This window comes from Pseudomonas sp. OF001, assembly GCF_904426495.1.
Lineage (GTDB): Bacteria > Pseudomonadota > Gammaproteobacteria > Pseudomonadales > Pseudomonadaceae > Geopseudomonas.
Genome location: NZ_CAJGBM010000024.1, coordinates 22,402 through 37,303, shown reverse-complemented (window position 1 = coordinate 37,303; position 14,902 = coordinate 22,402). Strand labels below are relative to the sequence as shown.

General features: G+C 61.9%; 21 protein-coding genes. 9 read left to right on the top strand and 12 right to left on the bottom strand.

Translation table 11 applies throughout. The features are described 5' to 3' along the window. A partial coding sequence (locus RA210_RS14910; RefSeq protein ID WP_201487067.1) for an IS30 family transposase occupies positions 1–344 on the top strand: 344 nt, incomplete at its 5' end. 680 nt (positions 345–1,024) lie between these two features. Here the strand turns inward: RA210_RS14910 and RA210_RS14905 are convergent. Together RA210_RS14905 and RA210_RS14900 are read right to left on the bottom strand one after the other, a co-directional pair. After that, the gene (locus RA210_RS14905) at positions 1,025–1,366 is read right to left on the bottom strand and encodes an RNA chaperone Hfq (protein WP_201487066.1); all 342 of its coding nucleotides are present in this window, start codon (positions 1,364–1,366) and stop codon (positions 1,025–1,027) included. A gap of 21 nt (positions 1,367–1,387) precedes the next feature. Continuing rightward, positions 1,388–1,831, bottom strand: coding sequence for a hypothetical protein (locus RA210_RS14900; protein WP_201487064.1), 444 nt, complete (start codon positions 1,829–1,831; stop codon positions 1,388–1,390). 90 nt (positions 1,832–1,921) lie between these two features. Here RA210_RS14900 and RA210_RS14895 point away from each other — a divergent pair, with 90 nt between their 5' ends. Then, on the top strand, positions 1,922–2,233 hold the full coding sequence (locus RA210_RS14895; protein ID WP_201487062.1) for a helix-turn-helix domain-containing protein: 312 nt from the start codon (positions 1,922–1,924) through the stop codon (positions 2,231–2,233). 69 nt (positions 2,234–2,302) lie between these two features. Here the strand turns inward: RA210_RS14895 and RA210_RS14890 are convergent, their stop codons facing one another. The 3 genes from RA210_RS14890 to merR form a co-directional block, all read right to left on the bottom strand. Then, the gene (locus tag RA210_RS14890) at positions 2,303–2,668 is read right to left on the bottom strand and encodes a histone-like nucleoid-structuring protein, MvaT/MvaU family (RefSeq protein ID WP_201487060.1); all 366 of its coding nucleotides are present in this window, start codon (positions 2,666–2,668) and stop codon (positions 2,303–2,305) included. A gap of 46 nt (positions 2,669–2,714) precedes the next feature. Next, positions 2,715–3,275, bottom strand: a complete 561-nt coding sequence (locus tag RA210_RS14885) for a recombinase family protein (RefSeq protein ID WP_201487058.1) — start codon at positions 3,273–3,275, stop codon at positions 2,715–2,717. Between the two features lie 199 nt (positions 3,276–3,474). Further along, positions 3,475–3,909: an Hg(II)-responsive transcriptional regulator gene (gene merR, locus RA210_RS14880; RefSeq protein ID WP_000429838.1), complete on the bottom strand. Its 435-nt coding sequence runs from the start codon at positions 3,907–3,909 to the stop codon at positions 3,475–3,477. Between the two features lie 71 nt (positions 3,910–3,980). Here merR and merT point away from each other — a divergent pair, with 71 nt between their 5' ends. From merT to merE, 6 genes are read left to right on the top strand one after another with little or no spacing between them, the layout of a single operon-like run. Then, on the top strand, positions 3,981–4,331 hold the full coding sequence (gene merT, locus RA210_RS14875) for a mercuric ion transporter MerT (RefSeq protein ID WP_001294667.1): 351 nt from the start codon (positions 3,981–3,983) through the stop codon (positions 4,329–4,331). 15 nt (positions 4,332–4,346) lie between these two features. Next, complete coding sequence (gene merP / locus RA210_RS14870) at positions 4,347–4,622, top strand: mercury resistance system periplasmic binding protein MerP (protein ID WP_000735441.1); 276 nt, start codon at positions 4,347–4,349, stop codon at positions 4,620–4,622. A gap of 2 nt (positions 4,623–4,624) precedes the next feature. Then, positions 4,625–4,870, top strand: coding sequence for a mercury resistance system transport protein MerF (merF, locus tag RA210_RS14865; RefSeq protein WP_000654684.1), 246 nt, complete (start codon positions 4,625–4,627; stop codon positions 4,868–4,870). After that, complete coding sequence (merA, locus tag RA210_RS14860) at positions 4,867–6,513, top strand: mercury(II) reductase (RefSeq protein WP_000136268.1); 1,647 nt, start codon at positions 4,867–4,869, stop codon at positions 6,511–6,513. Before merF ends, merA begins: the two co-directional genes overlap by 4 nt. Before the next feature lie 16 nt (positions 6,514–6,529). Beyond that, positions 6,530–6,895: a mercury resistance co-regulator MerD gene (gene merD, locus RA210_RS14855; RefSeq protein WP_003465059.1), complete on the top strand. Its 366-nt coding sequence runs from the start codon at positions 6,530–6,532 to the stop codon at positions 6,893–6,895. Beyond that, the gene (gene merE / locus RA210_RS14850) at positions 6,892–7,128 is read left to right on the top strand and encodes a broad-spectrum mercury transporter MerE (RefSeq protein ID WP_001087809.1); all 237 of its coding nucleotides are present in this window, start codon (positions 6,892–6,894) and stop codon (positions 7,126–7,128) included. The genes merD and merE overlap by 4 nt, the downstream gene beginning before the upstream one ends. A gap of 52 nt (positions 7,129–7,180) precedes the next feature. On the opposite strand, the gene RA210_RS14845 is transcribed toward merE, so the two are convergent. From RA210_RS14845 to RA210_RS14830, 4 genes are read right to left on the bottom strand one after another with little or no spacing between them, the layout of a single operon-like run. Further along, a complete protein-coding gene (locus RA210_RS14845; RefSeq protein ID WP_000904941.1) occupies positions 7,181–7,795 on the bottom strand; it encodes a recombinase family protein in 615 nt (204 codons plus the stop codon). 60 nt (positions 7,796–7,855) lie between these two features. Beyond that, positions 7,856–9,073, bottom strand: a complete 1,218-nt coding sequence (locus RA210_RS14840; RefSeq protein WP_003465063.1) for a TniQ family protein — start codon at positions 9,071–9,073, stop codon at positions 7,856–7,858. Further along, positions 9,070–9,978, bottom strand: coding sequence for a TniB family NTP-binding protein (locus RA210_RS14835; RefSeq protein WP_032492291.1), 909 nt, complete (start codon positions 9,976–9,978; stop codon positions 9,070–9,072). Before RA210_RS14835 ends, RA210_RS14840 begins: the two co-directional genes overlap by 4 nt. A gap of 2 nt (positions 9,979–9,980) precedes the next feature. Next, positions 9,981–11,660, bottom strand: a complete 1,680-nt coding sequence (locus RA210_RS14830) for a Mu transposase C-terminal domain-containing protein (protein ID WP_003465068.1) — start codon at positions 11,658–11,660, stop codon at positions 9,981–9,983. Between the two features lie 358 nt (positions 11,661–12,018). Between RA210_RS14830 and RA210_RS14825 the strand changes: the two genes are divergently transcribed. After that, positions 12,019–12,978, top strand: coding sequence for an arsenic resistance protein (locus RA210_RS14825; protein WP_201487056.1), 960 nt, complete (start codon positions 12,019–12,021; stop codon positions 12,976–12,978). 143 nt (positions 12,979–13,121) lie between these two features. On the opposite strand, the gene RA210_RS14820 is transcribed toward RA210_RS14825, so the two are convergent. From RA210_RS14820 to RA210_RS14810, 3 genes are all read right to left on the bottom strand, one after another. Then, complete coding sequence (locus RA210_RS14820) at positions 13,122–13,796, bottom strand: DsbA family protein (RefSeq protein WP_090212132.1); 675 nt, start codon at positions 13,794–13,796, stop codon at positions 13,122–13,124. Continuing rightward, on the bottom strand, positions 13,793–14,227 hold the full coding sequence (locus tag RA210_RS14815; protein WP_090212130.1) for a disulfide bond formation protein B: 435 nt from the start codon (positions 14,225–14,227) through the stop codon (positions 13,793–13,795). Before RA210_RS14815 ends, RA210_RS14820 begins: the two co-directional genes overlap by 4 nt. Before the next feature lie 273 nt (positions 14,228–14,500). Then, a complete protein-coding gene (locus tag RA210_RS14810) occupies positions 14,501–14,827 on the bottom strand; it encodes a DUF2790 domain-containing protein (RefSeq protein ID WP_201487054.1) in 327 nt (108 codons plus the stop codon). Positions 14,828–14,902: the final 75 nt, after the last annotated feature.

Sequence of the window (14,902 nt, the reverse complement as noted above, 5' to 3'; positions counted from 1 at the left end):
CGGCGCTGAATCGCATGCCGCTGGCGGCGCGCAAGAGCATGACCTACGACCAGGGACGGGAGATGGCACGCCATGCGGAGATCACCCAGAAGACCGGCGTGGCGATCTACTTCTGCGACCCGCACAGCCCCTGGCAGCGCGGTAGCAACGAAAACATCAATGGACTGATCCGGCAGTACCTGCCCAAGGGTACGGATCTGTCGGGATACAGCCAGGAGCAACTGGATGCGATTGCCTACGAACTGAACATCCGACCGCGCAAGCGCTTCGGCTTCAAGTGCCCCATCGAGGTCATGACTGAGCTGATGGCCAAGCATCATGAGGCACCTGCTTCACTCCAATAACCGTGTTGCACTCAGTTCCTGCAACCGCCGGGTTTCCCTGAAAGTGGGTGAAGCCAAATCAACCAACTTTTCAGTGAAAACCGTGCTGCTTCTGGCAGCTGCAGCATCATGGGCATGATGCTTGAGGCGTGCCTCATCAAAAAGCAACAGGGCCTGCGATAACAAGCAGGCCACAGTCGCGCGCCTCTATATTTCGAACCTGCTGAATTCTAGCCTGATGTCGCGCTACCAAATCAGGCGTGATGTAGCGACTCCACCAAAGTATAGACGCAAGCCCGGTGGCATTAGCTGGCGGTACTTTGGGGTTTAAACGCTCGCCGAGCTGTCGACTGGGCGCTCTCCGCCAAGCCTGATAAGGAGCTGGCGATCAATGCGCTCTACGCGCCGTAACAGGTGATGCTCATCTCAGATAGGCAGCCAATATTGCAGCCACCTGAGCTGGCAGCAGCCGTGCCGCTAGCGGATGGAGCAGAGCATGAATCAGCACAACAACTGCTGGGACAGCACCCTGTTGGATCTATTATTTCGCAGCCTGAAGACAGAATAGATATCGCCGACAGGTTACATGACCATCAAAGCTCCGCAGCAGGATATCAACCATTACCTGATCCATCGACACACCTAGCACCGCCCTCACCAGATCAATACCGGATTTCCTCAGGCTGTGACTGAGAAAAAACTTAACCCACTGACCTAGATGGCTTGACGATTGCAATACGACGCTTCCGCCTTCTCTGCAGAGCGGTTCCCATCCCCCTGTAGCGCAGAAAAAGATCGAGATCCTCGGCAGCTCGAATGTATGCGATGCTGCTTTTAAAGATCATCCGAGGCTCCTTGTTCCGACTGCGACCGCCAAGCAAGAGAGACTTCCGATCATGGGATCGCACCACACCGATGAACTGCACACCTGACTCAAGAAAAATGGTCAGCTCTCGACCGTGCGCGATGCAATGATCAAGAAATCTGCTCTGCTCGGCTGCCGAGCGATCAATCTTCTCGACCTGATGACGGAACTCTTCCATGACAACCCCGTGATCCCACAATTATCTGCGCAGGTGCTTGTCCGCTGAGAAAATAGTATGAGAGGTCCGCAAATTGTTTCTTTGCGCGCTAGGGTGGGTACTGTAGCAGTGCCCACCCTCAACCTTAAAAACATACCCCAGCTGGCTGTCCTCATCCAAAGCCACATTCACCTCTTCCACCGGCTCCATCATCCAGCGCTGACTGCCATTCAAATGAGCAGGCGTGACCAGCAATGCCTGTGCCAACCAAGAGCAATCGTCTTGCTCGTCGAGCAAGCGCTGAAGCGCTGGCACCGACGGAATCATCAGCATGCTGCTTATCCTGTCGTCACCCACTTCCCGTATGAACTCTATGTAAAACCACGGCCAGTGGACGTCTTGCTCGACGAACTGCCAATGCTGCACGCGGGTGTCACCAAAAAGCGTGCCCAAAGGCAGCTCCGCGTGTCGATACGTCATGAACATAGCTTTTCCTGCAAAAATATTAACTATAGTTAATGGCGATCCGACGTTCAAGACGGCTTCATCATCTCTTTTCCGGGGATGATGAAAAAGATGGAGCTGAAGACGGCGCTCGGCATGGCCCTGAGAAGGGCAAGGAAATCCAAGCAGCTCAGCCAAGAGGACCTGGCAGGCGTCAGCAGCCAGACCTACCTGAGCATGCTGGAGGGCGGCGCCAAAAGGCCGACACTTGAAAAGCTCGACGCTATAGCCTCTGCCATGGACGTGCATCCCCTGACGATCCTTGCTGACTGCTACCTGCTCATGGATGAGAAGCTCACGCTGGATGAGCTTTTCTCCCGTATTCGCACTGAACTCAGCCAGAGGGAGGCTCCCCCCAAGTCAGCCGCACAGAGCTCAGCCTAGGTGTGCAGTCAGATACTCAGCAATTGCCTTGGTAGGTAGACCCATTAGTTTACCCACCAAGACTCACCATCAGTCCTGCCGCCACCCCTCGACGACCTCAGCCCCGAACTCCGCCTTCCAGGCCTTGAGCAGGGCATGGTTCCCGCTCTTGGTTTCGATGCGCTTGCCAGTGACGGGCTGGACATAGACCTTCACCTGGCGAGGACGGCGCTGCTTCACGACCTCCGACGCGACCGGCTCAAGCTCGACCGGCTGCGGATTGAGGATGGCGACAACCTTCGCCAGCCCCATACCGTAGTCCGCCATCAGCGCCTTCAGCTTCTCTTCGAACTTCATTTCGCGCTGCAGACTGGCGTCGGCCTGCAGTTGCTCCAGCAGAGCCATCTGTTTCTGCAGTTCACGCTCGGCACGGCGAAATTCGGCCAGTTTGGACATGTTCACTCCTTTGGTTTTGTAACGAAATCAAATCGGAAACGGCCGGCTACTCGCCGGCGCGCAGGTATTCGTAGAGGGTGGCCCGGCTGATGCCGAACTCGCGGGCCAGGGCAGCCTTCGGCTCGCGAGCTTCGGCGCGACGGCGCAGCTCGGCGACCTGCTTGCTGTTCAAGGCTGGCTTTCGGCCGCGGTAGGCGCCGCGCTGCTTGGCCAGAGCGATTCCTTCGCGTTGCCGCTCGCGGATCAGCTCGCGCTCGAACTCGGCGAAGGCCCCCATCACCGACAGCAGCAGGTTGGCCATTGGCGAGTCTTCGCCGGTAAAGGTCAGCCCCTCCTTCACGAACTCGATCCGCACGCCGCGGCCGGTGAGCTGCTGCACCAAGCGACGCAGATCGTCCAGATTACGGGCGAGGCGATCCATGCTGTGCACCACCAGGGTGTCGCCATCGCGGACGTAGCCGAGCAGCGCGTCGAGCTGGGGACGCTGGGTGTCCTTGCCGGAGGCCTTGTCGGTGAACACCTTGCTCACCTGGGCGCCTTCGAGCTGGCGATCCGGGTTTTGGTCGAGGGTGCTGACCCGGATGTAGCCGATCCGCTGTCCGTGCATACAGCCTCCAGGGTGATTGTGTATGGATGAACCCTATAGAGCTGCCAGACACATGTCAAACAATGTAGAAAACGACCCTATTGTCACTTTCAGAAGGCGACAGCACGAAATATCAAAAGTCGACCGCACGGTCTTTTCTGACGTTGGAGTCGCCTCAGAAAACGGAAAATAAAGCACGCTAAGGCGTAGTTCCCTCGGGCTACACCGCGTCCGCACTGCGCGGTTCTTTCTTCCCTTGCAGTGACGCAATCAGCGGGCAGGAAACGTTCCCCTTCCGCGCATGGCAGGCGCACACCAAATCAGACAGCACGGCCTCCATGCGCGCCAGGTCAGCCATCCTCTCGCGCACGTCCTTGAGCTTGTGCTCGGCCAGGCTGCTGGCTTCCTCGCAATGGGTGCCATCCTCCAGCCGCAGCAGCTCGGCGATCTCATCCAGGCTGAAGCCCAACCGCTGGGCTGATTTCACGAAGCGCACCCGCGTTACATCCGTCTCGCCATAGCGGCGAATGCTGCCGTAAGGCTTGTCCGGTTCCGGGAGCAAGCCCTTGCGCTGATAGAACCGGATGGTCTCCACATTGACCCCGGCCGTCCTGGCGAAAACGCCAATGGTCAGGTTCTCCAAATTGTTTTCCATATCGCTTGACTCCGTACATAACTACGGAAGTAAGCTTAAGCTATCCAATTCAGATTCGAAAGGACAAACGTATGTCTGAACCTCAAAACGGGCGCGGCGCGCTCTTCACTGGCGGGCTGGCCGCCATCCTCGCCTCGGCTTGCTGCCTCGGGCCGCTGGTTCTGATCGCCTTGGGGTTCAGCGGCGCTTGGATCGGCAACTTGACGGTGTTGGAACCCTATCGCCCCATCTTTATCGGCGTGGCGCTGGTGGCGTTGTTCTTCGCCTGGCGGCGCATCTACCGGCCGTCAGCCGCCTGCAAACCGGGTGAGGTTTGCGCGATTCCCCAAGTGCGAGCTACTTACAAGCTCATTTTCTGGGGCGTGGCCGTGCTGGTTTTGGTCGCGCTCGGATTTCCCTACGTCGTGCCATTTTTCTATTGATCACAGGAGTTCACCATGAAAAAGCTGCTTTCCGCCCTTGCCCTCGCTGCCGTTGTTGCCCCCGTGTGGGCCGCCACCCAGACCGTTACGCTGTCCGTACCGGGCATGACCTGCTCGGCCTGTCCGATCACTGTCAAGAAGGCGATTTCCAAGGTCGATGGCGTCAGTAAAGTTGACGTGACCTTCGAGACGCGCGAAGCGGTGGTCACCTTCGATGATGCCAAGACCAGCGTGCAGAAACTGACCAAGGCTACCGAGGATGCGGGCTACCCATCATCAGTCAAGAACTGATCATGAAAGACCCGAAGACACTGCTGCGGGTCAGCATCATTGGCACAACCCTCGTGGCGCTGTGTTGCTTCACCCCTGTTCTGGTCATTTTGCTCGGTGTGGTCGGCTTGTCCGCGCTGACCGGCTATCTGGACTATGTGCTGCTGCCTGCGCTGGCGATTTTCATCGGCTTGACCATCTACGCCATCCAACGAAAACGCCAAGCCGATGCCTGCTGCACCCCGAAATTCAATGGAGTAAAAAAATGACCGAAATCACCGTGAATGGCATGACCTGCACATCCTGCGCCACCCATGTCAAAGATGCTTTGGAAAAGATTCCCGGCGTGAATGCCGCTGTGGTGTCCTATCCAGAAAGCCGCGCGCAAGTCATGGCAGACACCGCCGTGAGCCACAACCAACTGCTGGCCGCCATCGCCGCATTGGGTTATCAAGGCTCGATCCGGGTTGGTGATTTCAAAGATGAACCAAAAATCCGTGATGCACTTGAGGGCGCCGGTTTGCATATCGCCATCATTGGCAGCGGCGGGGCCGCGATGGCGGCGGCGCTGAAGGCCGTCGAGCAAGGCGCGACGGTCACGCTGATCGAACGCGGCACCATCGGCGGCACCTGCGTCAATATCGGCTGTGTGCCGTCCAAGATCATGATCCGCGCTGCCCATATTGCCCATCTGCGCCGGGAAAGTCCGTTCGACGGCGGTATTGCGGCAACTGTGCCTGCGATTGACCGCAGCAAACTGCTGGCCCAGCAGCAGGCCCGTGTCGATGAACTGCGGCACGCCAAATACGAAGGCATCCTGGACGGCAATCCAGCCATCACCGTTTTGCACGGTGAAGCGCGTTTCAAGGACGACCAGAGCCTGGTCGTCCGTTTGAACGAGGGTGGCGAGCGCGAGGTAACGTTCGACCGCTGCCTGGTCGCCACCGGTGCCAGTCCGGCCGTGCCGCCGATTCCGGGCCTGAAAGAGTCACCCTACTGGACTTCCACCGAAGCGCTTGTCAGCGACACCATTCCCGCACGCCTGGCCGTGATCGGTTCGTCGGTGGTGGCGTTGGAACTGGCGCAAGCCTTTGCCCGGCTCGGCAGCCAGGTCACGATCCTGGCACGCAGCACCTTGTTCTTCCGGGAAGACCCGGCCATCGGCGAGGCCGTGACAGCCGCTTTCCGCGCCGAGGGCATCGAGGTGCTGGAGCACACGCAAGCCAGCCAGGTCGCCCATGTGAACGGCGAATTCGTGCTGACCACCGGACACGGTGAATTGCGCGCTGACAAGTTGCTGGTTGCCACCGGTCGGGCACCGAATACGCGCAGCCTCGCGCTGGACGCGGCGGGGGTCACTGTCAATGCGCAAGGGGCCATCGTTATCGACCAAGGCATGCGCACGAGCAACCCGAACATCTACGCGGCCGGCGACTGCACCGACCAGCCGCAGTTCGTCTACGTGGCAGCGGCCGCCGGCACCCGTGCCGCGATCAACATGACCGGCGGCGACGCAGCCCTCAATCTGACCGCGATGCCGGCAGTGGTGTTCACCGACCCGCAAGTCGCCACCGTGGGCTACAGCGAGGCGGAAGCGCACCACGATGGCATCGAGACCGACAGTCGCACGCTGACACTCGACAACGTTCCGCGAGCGCTTGCCAACTTCGACACACGCGGCTTCATCAAGCTGGTCATCGAGGAAGGTAGCGGACGGCTCATCGGCGTGCAGGCGGTGGCCCCGGAAGCGGGCGAACTGATCCAGACGGCGGTGCTCGCCATCCGCAACCGCATGACGGTGCAGGAACTGGCCGACCAGTTGTTCCCCTACCTGACAATGGTCGAGGGGTTGAAGCTTGCGGCGCAGACCTTCAACAAGGACGTGAAGCAGCTTTCCTGCTGCGCTGGATAAAAAAAGGAGGTTTTCAATGAGCGCCTACACCGTGTCCCGGCTGGCCCTTGATGCCGGGGTGAGCGTGCATATCGTGCGCGACTACCTGCTGCGCGGATTGCTGCGTCCGGTGGCGTGCACCCCGGGCGGCTATGGCCTGTTCGATGATGCCGCCTTGCAACGGCTGTGCTTCGTGCGGGCGGCCTTCGAGGCGGGCATCGGCCTGGACGCGCTGGCGCGGCTGTGCCGGGCGCTGGATGCTGCGGACGGCGATGAAGCGGCCGCGCAGCTTGCCGTTCTGCGCCAGTTCGTCGAGCGTCGGCGCGAAGCGTTGGCCGATCTGGAGGTGCAGTTGGCCACCATGCCGACCGAGCCGGCACAGCACGCGGAGAGTCTGCCATGAACAGCCCCGAGCGCTTGCCGTCCGAGACGCACAAACCGATCACCGGCTACCTGTGGGGCGCGCTGGCCGTGCTCACCTGTCCCTGCCATTTGCCGATTCTCGCCATTGTGCTGGCCGGCACGACGGCCGGCGCGTTCATCGGAGAGTACTGGGGTATCGCAGCCCTCACGCTGACCGGTTTGTTCGTCCTGTCTGTGACACGACTGCTGCGGGCCTTCAAAGATCGATCATGAGCGCTTCCCATTGAGACAAACCACGCTGTCGCTACGTTGCCTCATGCCGGCATCAAATTCGGCTGAGTAGCTTCTCGCCATCTGGACGTAGCTCACCCTTGGGTGAAACATGCCGATACAGGGTCTGCCGCGTGACGCCAAGTTCCTGGCACAGGTCGCCGACCTTGGTCTCTGGCTGACCCATTGCCGCCATCGCCAGCCGCAGCTTGGCGGCGGTCATCTTGAACGGCCGGCCGCCTTTCCGCCCGCGCGCGCGGGCCGAGGCTAGGCCGGCAATCGTGCGCTCCGCGATCAACTCGCGCTCGAACTCGGCCAGGGCGGCGAAGATGCCAAAGACCAGCTTGCCGGCGGCGGTCGTGGTGTCGATGGCCGCGCCGTGCCCGGTTAATACCTTCAAGCCGATGCCGCGCCCAGTCAGGTCGTGCACGGTGTTGATGAGATGTCGCAGGTCGCGTCCGAGCCGATCCAGTTTCCACACGACCAGTGTGTCGCCAGTTCGCAACGCCTTCAGGCAGCTCGTCAAGCCGGGCCGATCCTCGCGCATGCCGGATGCCTGGTCCTCGTAAAGATGTACTGGATCGACCCCGGCGGCAATCAGCGCGTCGCGCTGCAAATCGGTAGCCTGGGAGCCGTCCGCCTTCGATACCCGCATGTAGCCTATCAGCATGTCGTACCTGTCACATATACGTTCGATTATGTGACAGTGTGAGCCAGAAAGTTCTCGCCGTCAAAAACTGTCACTTAACCCGTCATTTAGTCTAAGACCTGCAAACGGCCATTCAGGCTCGTAATGTGACAAAAACTCCGGCGGGATGCCCTCCTTGGTGAACGTGGCGCGCAAACGTTCCAGGGATTCGGGGTCGCGTCGCCCGTAGGACGCCAGTGTGAACAGCAAGCGGGCCGTCTCCGGGTTGTGTCGCGCTTCAATGATGGCCTCATCGATGGCCTGGGCTGCTCGTTGCCAGTGGTTGATGGGTTCCGGCTTCGGCACCTTCGCCGGCAGGCCGTTGGTGAAACCAGTGTGCGGCTCCGTCTGAAACAGCGCGGCCTGTTCCCCGCGCGGGATCAGCGCCTTTGACTCGATCAGCGTGATGGCGGTGGCCGCCGCCTCCAGCATCTGCCACTGCACCGCCGGGGCCAGAATCTCGTAGGGACGCCACAGACTCTGCCCGGCGCGCAGCGGATGGCCGCAGCGCTCCCAGACATGGCGGATGCTCGCCGAGCAACTGCCGCAGTGCGAGAGCGGCGTGTTCAGCTCATCAAGCAGGGTGCGCAGCAGCCGGAACCACAAGCCGGCGTGGACACGCCGACGCGGCAGCTCCACAAAACCCGTCGTCAGCGCCTGCCAGGTGCGCCGGTCCATGCAGGCGATTGCGTCATCGGCAGGGCGCGGCGCAGCATCGGCGATTTCCCACTGAAGATACCGGCCGGGCATGCCCCAGTAGGACTCCAGCCAGCAGCCATGCTGCGGGCAGCTCAGCATCAAGGGGAGCTGCCAGACGAGTAGCACAGCTTGATTCGTTGGATCGTTCAGACACTGCGGACACGCCCGGCGAATCGTCTGGCTCGGTAGCCAGGCACGCCAGCGAGTGATGGACCGCACCTTGCGGGTGCGCTTGGGCAGGAGCACCGCGCATTGGAATGTATAGGTTTCCAAGGCTGCTGGTACCGAATCGTCGAGACTGTCGAGCAGCCACGGCACCCAGCCTGCAAGACTCATGCTGCGCAACCGCTCCAGCTCGACGCCACTGCGCTGGCAGAGCGCCGTCAGCAACGACAAGGATGGTGCGGTATCCAGGTCATCAAGTTGGCTGTGACCAAGATCGTGGGCCAGCAGCTCGTGCACGTCCATCTGGTAGCAGGCGGCGACCCGGTTGAGCCATGAGGACAGGGCTTCGCCTTCCTTGGGTGCCGGATGCAGCGGCCAGCGCGGCGCGGACTTCACATCAGTTCCCGCTCGAACTGTCGCCGCCGCTCACTGGGGCCGATGTAGTCGGCCATGCTGAGCGTGCGGTGGTTGATCGCTTCCTCGCCACTCTCCACGGCGGCGACGGCCGCCGCCACCAGCAGATGTGCAAGCTCGCCGATGGTGCCTTCGCTCCGGGTGAGCAGGTAGCGGGCCATGTCCAGCGTGGCAATCGGGGATGGCCGCCGTAGCGGGAGTGACGCCGCGAAGCTGGCCAGCAGCGAGCAGCAGTCCTCATTGGCCTCCCACGGCGGCAGCAGCATCGGCTCGAAGCGGTTTTCCAACTGATCGTCCGAACGGATGGCCAGGTACGCCTCGCGCGTGCCGACCCCGACCAGGGGGATACGCAGCTCGTTGCCGAGGAAGCGCAGCAGGTTGAGGAACTCGCGCCGGTTAACGCTGTTGCCAGCCAGTACATTGTGCAGTTCGTCGATCACCAGCATGCGCACGCCGACCTTGCGCAGCAGGGCCAGCGTCAGTTGCTCCATTTCCGGCAGCCGTGGGCGCGGGCGCAGCGGCGCGCCCATCGCAGCCAGCAGCGCGACATAGAAGCGGATCACCGATGGCTCTGACGGCATCTGCACGACCAGCACCGGGATATGTTCTTGGTCAGCGTCGGTGCCGACCGGGTGCGCCCGCCGGAATTTCTCGACGATCATCGACTTGCCGTTGTTGGTGGGGCCGACCAGCAGCAGGTTTGGCATGCGTTGCTTGTTCGGCCACGCATACAGAGTTTCCAGCCGGTTCAGCGCCTCGACCGCGCGCGGGTAGCCGATCCAGCGGTCGGCGCGAATGCGCTGGATGCGCTCGTCTGCCGGCAGCCTGGCCAAACCCTGTGCCGCTGGCAGCAGGTGGGACAGGTCAATGACGGGATATTCGTCCACGGCTACCACTCCTCGATCTGATCGAACGGTTTGGCCGGCGGCAGGTTGTCTGCCTGCGGGTCAGCCATGTCCACATCCGGCGGTATGGGCTTGGCCGGTGGCTCCGACGTCTTGAGGTGCTGGCGGCGATCAGCGTCGCGCCGCGCCTTGCGCGTGGCCTTCTGGGCGGTGGTCACGATCTCGCGCATCTGCCCGATCATGCGGAACAGCGCCGACTCGTCCACCTGCTCGCGCCCGAGCTGACGCAATTTGGCCAGCGCCTGGCGTTGTTCCCAGAGGGTGACGGCCGGATGGGACAAGGTGCGGTAGTGGATCTCCAGATAGTGCTGACCTTCCGGTTCCAGTACCCAGATGCGGCTGATGTCGCGCGGATCGCGCCGGATCAGGAAGGCGGGCAAGCGCTCGCGCCGGGCAATCCACGGCTTGAGGGCGTCGGCGTAGTAGTGGATGTGGTCGATGACAAAGCCGGTGCGGGTCAGGGTGCGGCGGATCACCGGCAGGAAATCGACCAAAAACGCGGTGGGGCGGGTAACGACGGCCGGGACGCCAACGCGCTCCACGGCCTCGGCCCAGCGCGCGGCCGGCGGCTGGAGCAGGCCGTTGTGCACGGAGCCGTGATAGGTGCCTACCGCCAACGCGAGCCAGCGCTCCAGCTCGCGCAGCGTCAGGGTGGCCATCTTCTCGGAATCGTACTCGCCGCGCTGGCCGGGATTGGAGAAGGTCGTCCCCGGTAATTCGTCGTGGATCATCTGCATCGCCGTGCCGATGATCCGTTCCACGATGCCGCCGTAGTGCGGCTGGCCTGGTGGGCGATAGTCCAGCCGGATGCCATGCTGTTCGCAGCCACGGCGCAGCGCTTCGCTTTTGAACTCGGCCGCGTTGTCCAGATAGAGCAGCCTGGGCTTGCCGCTCATCGGCCAGTCCATTTCCACATTCAGCCCTTCCAGCCAGGGCCGCTTGTCGCAGGCGGCATGCGCGAGGCATAGGCCGACCGAGACGGCGGACGGCGCTTCCAGCGTGACCACCATGCCGAGTACGCAGCGCGTGAACACGTCGATGGCGAGGGTCAAATATGGGCGGCCAATCGGTTGCCGGTCGCGCTCGTCGACCACGATCAGGTCGATGACGGTGTGGTCGATCTGCACCTGTTCCAGCGGCATGGTGACTTCGGGCGGAATGCCACCCGCGCCTTGCAAGGGACGGGCAGCGTCCTGCCCGCCCCGGCTGCGGGCTATTTTCGCCGGGTGTAGTCCGGCAATCCGCTGGGCCACGGTGTTGCGCGCCGGCACCGGCAGCTTCTGGGTTTTGCACGCCTGCGCGACTTCGCGGTGGAACGCCGCCAGGCTGCGTTTCTGCTTGGTCAGGAAGCGCTTTTGCAGCAGCTCGCGGATGATGCGCTCGACCGGTTCCGGCAAGCGCCCCTTGCCTTTGCCGCCGCCGGATCGGCCGGGCGTCAGGTCTGTTACCAGGCCAGTACCCTGCCGGGCGCGACGGATCAGGACATATACCTGTCGCCGGGACAGGCCCAGCGCTTGGGCTGCCTCATCGGCGGCTTCATGCCCGACCACCTCAAGCGCTGCCAGTGGCCCGATGATTTCCGTCCGGTGCCGGGCTTGCGCCCATGCCTCGTCGGGCAGGGTGGCCACGCCTTGCGCGGCAATCGGTGGAGTGTCTGATGTCATGCCCAAACCTCGCTTTGGTGCACACGAGTATTGAGCATAGTCGAGATTGGTGCAGACGACTCCTGATATTGGGCTGTCAGGAGCCGTATGCACACCAGGCGTTACATCCAGTCAGATGGTGCGGTCGTCTTCTGAAAACGACACCTATCAAGACGCACGGGAGCCAGCTTCCTGAGTGTCCTGATAGGGTATGGCTCATCCGGACAGATGAGTGGCGGCCGTAATCGATCAAAAACTCTGTCACGCCTATCTTCTGCTTTATCTGAATTGTCTCTTGCCGCTTGAAAACACCTCAGCCCAGAAATAACGCCTTTCAAGGTGCGAGAATGCCTGCACCACAAACAGGAGGGGATTGAGGATGTTGCGAGACTGGCTGGAGCATAACCAGATAGGCTTGTATTTCGTCGCCGTAGCCATCGCGGCTGCTGCAGGTCTGACCTCCGAAGATATGGCTGATCTGGCGGCAATGGCTATCACGCCGGCGATTGCCGTGTTGATGTATGCCATGTTCATGCAGATTCCATTCCTTGAACTTCAGCAAGCCTTCGCCAACCGACGCTTCGTCGGCGCCTTGCTGCTGGCCAACTTCGTGCTGGTGCCGCTGCTGGTCTGGCTTCTGACCCTGCCGCTGTCGACCAACAAGGCCCTGCTGGTCGGAGCCCTGCTGGTTCTGCTGACGCCCTGCATCGACTACGTGGTGGTATTCACCCACCTGGGCAAAGGCGACTCGCGGCTGGTACTGGCCGCCACGCCCCTCCTGCTGCTGCTCCAGCTGCTGATGCTGCCGGTTTATCTGAAGCTCATGCTCGGCACGCAGGTGGACACGGTGATAGCTATCCGTCCCTTCGCCGAGGCCTTCCTGTTGCTGATCGTCGCGCCCTTGGGGCTGGCCGTCGCCACCGAGCTGAGTGCGAGACGCTCCGCGGCGGTACGCATCTGGAGCGCCGGCTGGGCCTGGCTGCCCGTGCCGGCGATGGCAGTGGTACTGGTGACCGTGATCGGTTCGCAGATCGCTGCGGTGGCCCAGCAATTGGAAGTGCTGGCCCCCCTGCTACCGGTCTACGCCGCGTTCATGTTGCTCGCCCCTGCGCTCGGGGCGTTCAGCGCCAGGCTGTTCCGCCTGGCGGCGCCGGCAGCGCGGGCGGTGGCCTTCAGTACCTCCACTCGCAACTCGCTGGTGGTACTGCCACTGGCACTGGCACTGCCCGAGCCGATCAGTGGGCTGGCGGCGGCCGCGGTGATAACCCAGACCCTGGTGGAGCTGGTCGGTGAGCTGATCTACCTGCGCGCCATCCCGGCGCTGGTAAGGGGTATCTAGAGCCTGTACCTGTCTGTGTTTGGTAGCGGGCGAAAACAGCACTCCAGCGAGTGCCGGTGCCATCCCGGCAGCACCACCCGCCGGGTGCCTACGCTACGCCCGGCAGGAGGTGGACTGTAAGCTCTATCAGCGCACCCTTGGTGTCAGTTCCTGGCCTTGGCTACTTCGCTGCGAACCAGATCGCGCAGCGGCTCGGGACCGAACTCGCTCAGCGCGCGGCCATTGACGAAGAAGGTCGGGGTGCCCCGGATACCCACCGTCTTGACGTCCTGCATATCCGTCTCCAGTACGGCGTCGACGCCGGGCGTGTGCATGTCAGCGCGGGCCTTCTCCACATCCAGGCCGGCGCCCTCGGCGGCGACCCAGGCTGCTGCCACCTTGGGGTCGTCGTGCCAGCCTGGCTGGGCGGCGAGCACGGCCTCCAATACCTGCGGGTAGAGGTTCTGCTTGCGCGCGGCCTCCAGCATGCGCGTCACTTCCTCGGAGCCCTGGTGGAACAGTACATAGCGCAGCACCAGCCGCACATCGCTGGGGTTCTCGACGAGGATCTTCTTCACATGAGGGTAGAAGGCACGGCACGCCTCGCAGGAGGGGTCGAAGAACTCGACGATGGTCACCGGCGCCTGTGCCGGGCCGAACACCGGCGAGTGGAAGCGCACCAGGTTGCCGCCATTGGGCGCGTCCGGCGGCATCTGGGCGGGCGCCTGGGCCACCTGCGGCGGTTGCGGCGGCGTCGTCTGCGAGTAGAGGAATACGGCCACGGCGAAGACGGCCAGGATCGCCACGCTGATGATCATGACCAGGGTACGGCGGTTCATGGAGCAGTTCTCCGGCGAATGACGAGGAGCAGGATGGCGATAAGGACGAAAGCAAACAGGGCCAGCATCGGCAGCGGCACGCCGCCGAAGATGGTCATGCCGGCGCCCGAGCAGGACGGACCGGTAGCCGTGCAGGGCTGGATCGGCTGAGGAATCAGCCCGGCGTAGAGCAGCGTGTGAGCGAAGGCCAGTGCCGCGCCGATGCCGGCCAGCGGCAGAGCGTAACGCCAGATGGCGAAGTCCGAGCGGTAGCAGGCGATGGCCAGGATCACCGCCAGCGGGAACATAAAGGTGCGCTGGAACCAGCACAGTACGCAGGGAGCCTGCCCCATGACCTCTCCGATGAATAGTGCGGAGAGACTCGACAGCAGCGCCACCAACCAGGCGAGTAGAAGCAGTGGCCAGGGTCCGGAAGATGATGACGTACTCATTGGCCCCTCCTTGTTATGTAACGAGGACAGCAGTGGACAGCCATCCCATTGACTTGAAACATGACGATTCCTCCCAGATTGGCGGTTTTCAGAAGGGCTTGTCGGGATCCTAAATCCCATAGGAGATTCCCTAAAAAATCGGCGCCACTGGGACGCCGAGTGTCTGGAAAGGGGCAAGGCCCAGACGAAAGCACTTTCAACCACACGGCTGCAGTCAGCCGCTCCTTACATTAGGTGGGGCCATTTTTAGGCGATTGGTCAGCCGGCCCCCGCTCAGCCGCGCCGGCATCCTCCTCCGACTGCTTGGTACTCGACCGTTTGGAGCTCACCCTTTGAGTCGAGGAAGGTCATCCGCGCAGGCACCACGCCACAGACCTTGGCCTTGCGTGTCACACTGATCACCTTGACTACATCGAGCTCCATGCCATAGCGATACTTCTCGACTTTCGGAGCGGGTTTCCCGAGCTCTGCGGCATACGCTTCCATGGCGCGTTGGTTCTCCTGGATGATCTTGTCAGGGTCATTGTCGAAACCAGCCGATATTGCGGTGGAAGAGACGGCAAACATCGAGAGGGCCAAGATTGCTTTCAGGGATTTCATTTGAGTTCCTCTATCACTTCGGTAATTTGCGGAGTGCTGCTTCAGCGACTTCAGCTTCCGGATCATTTGTCGGCA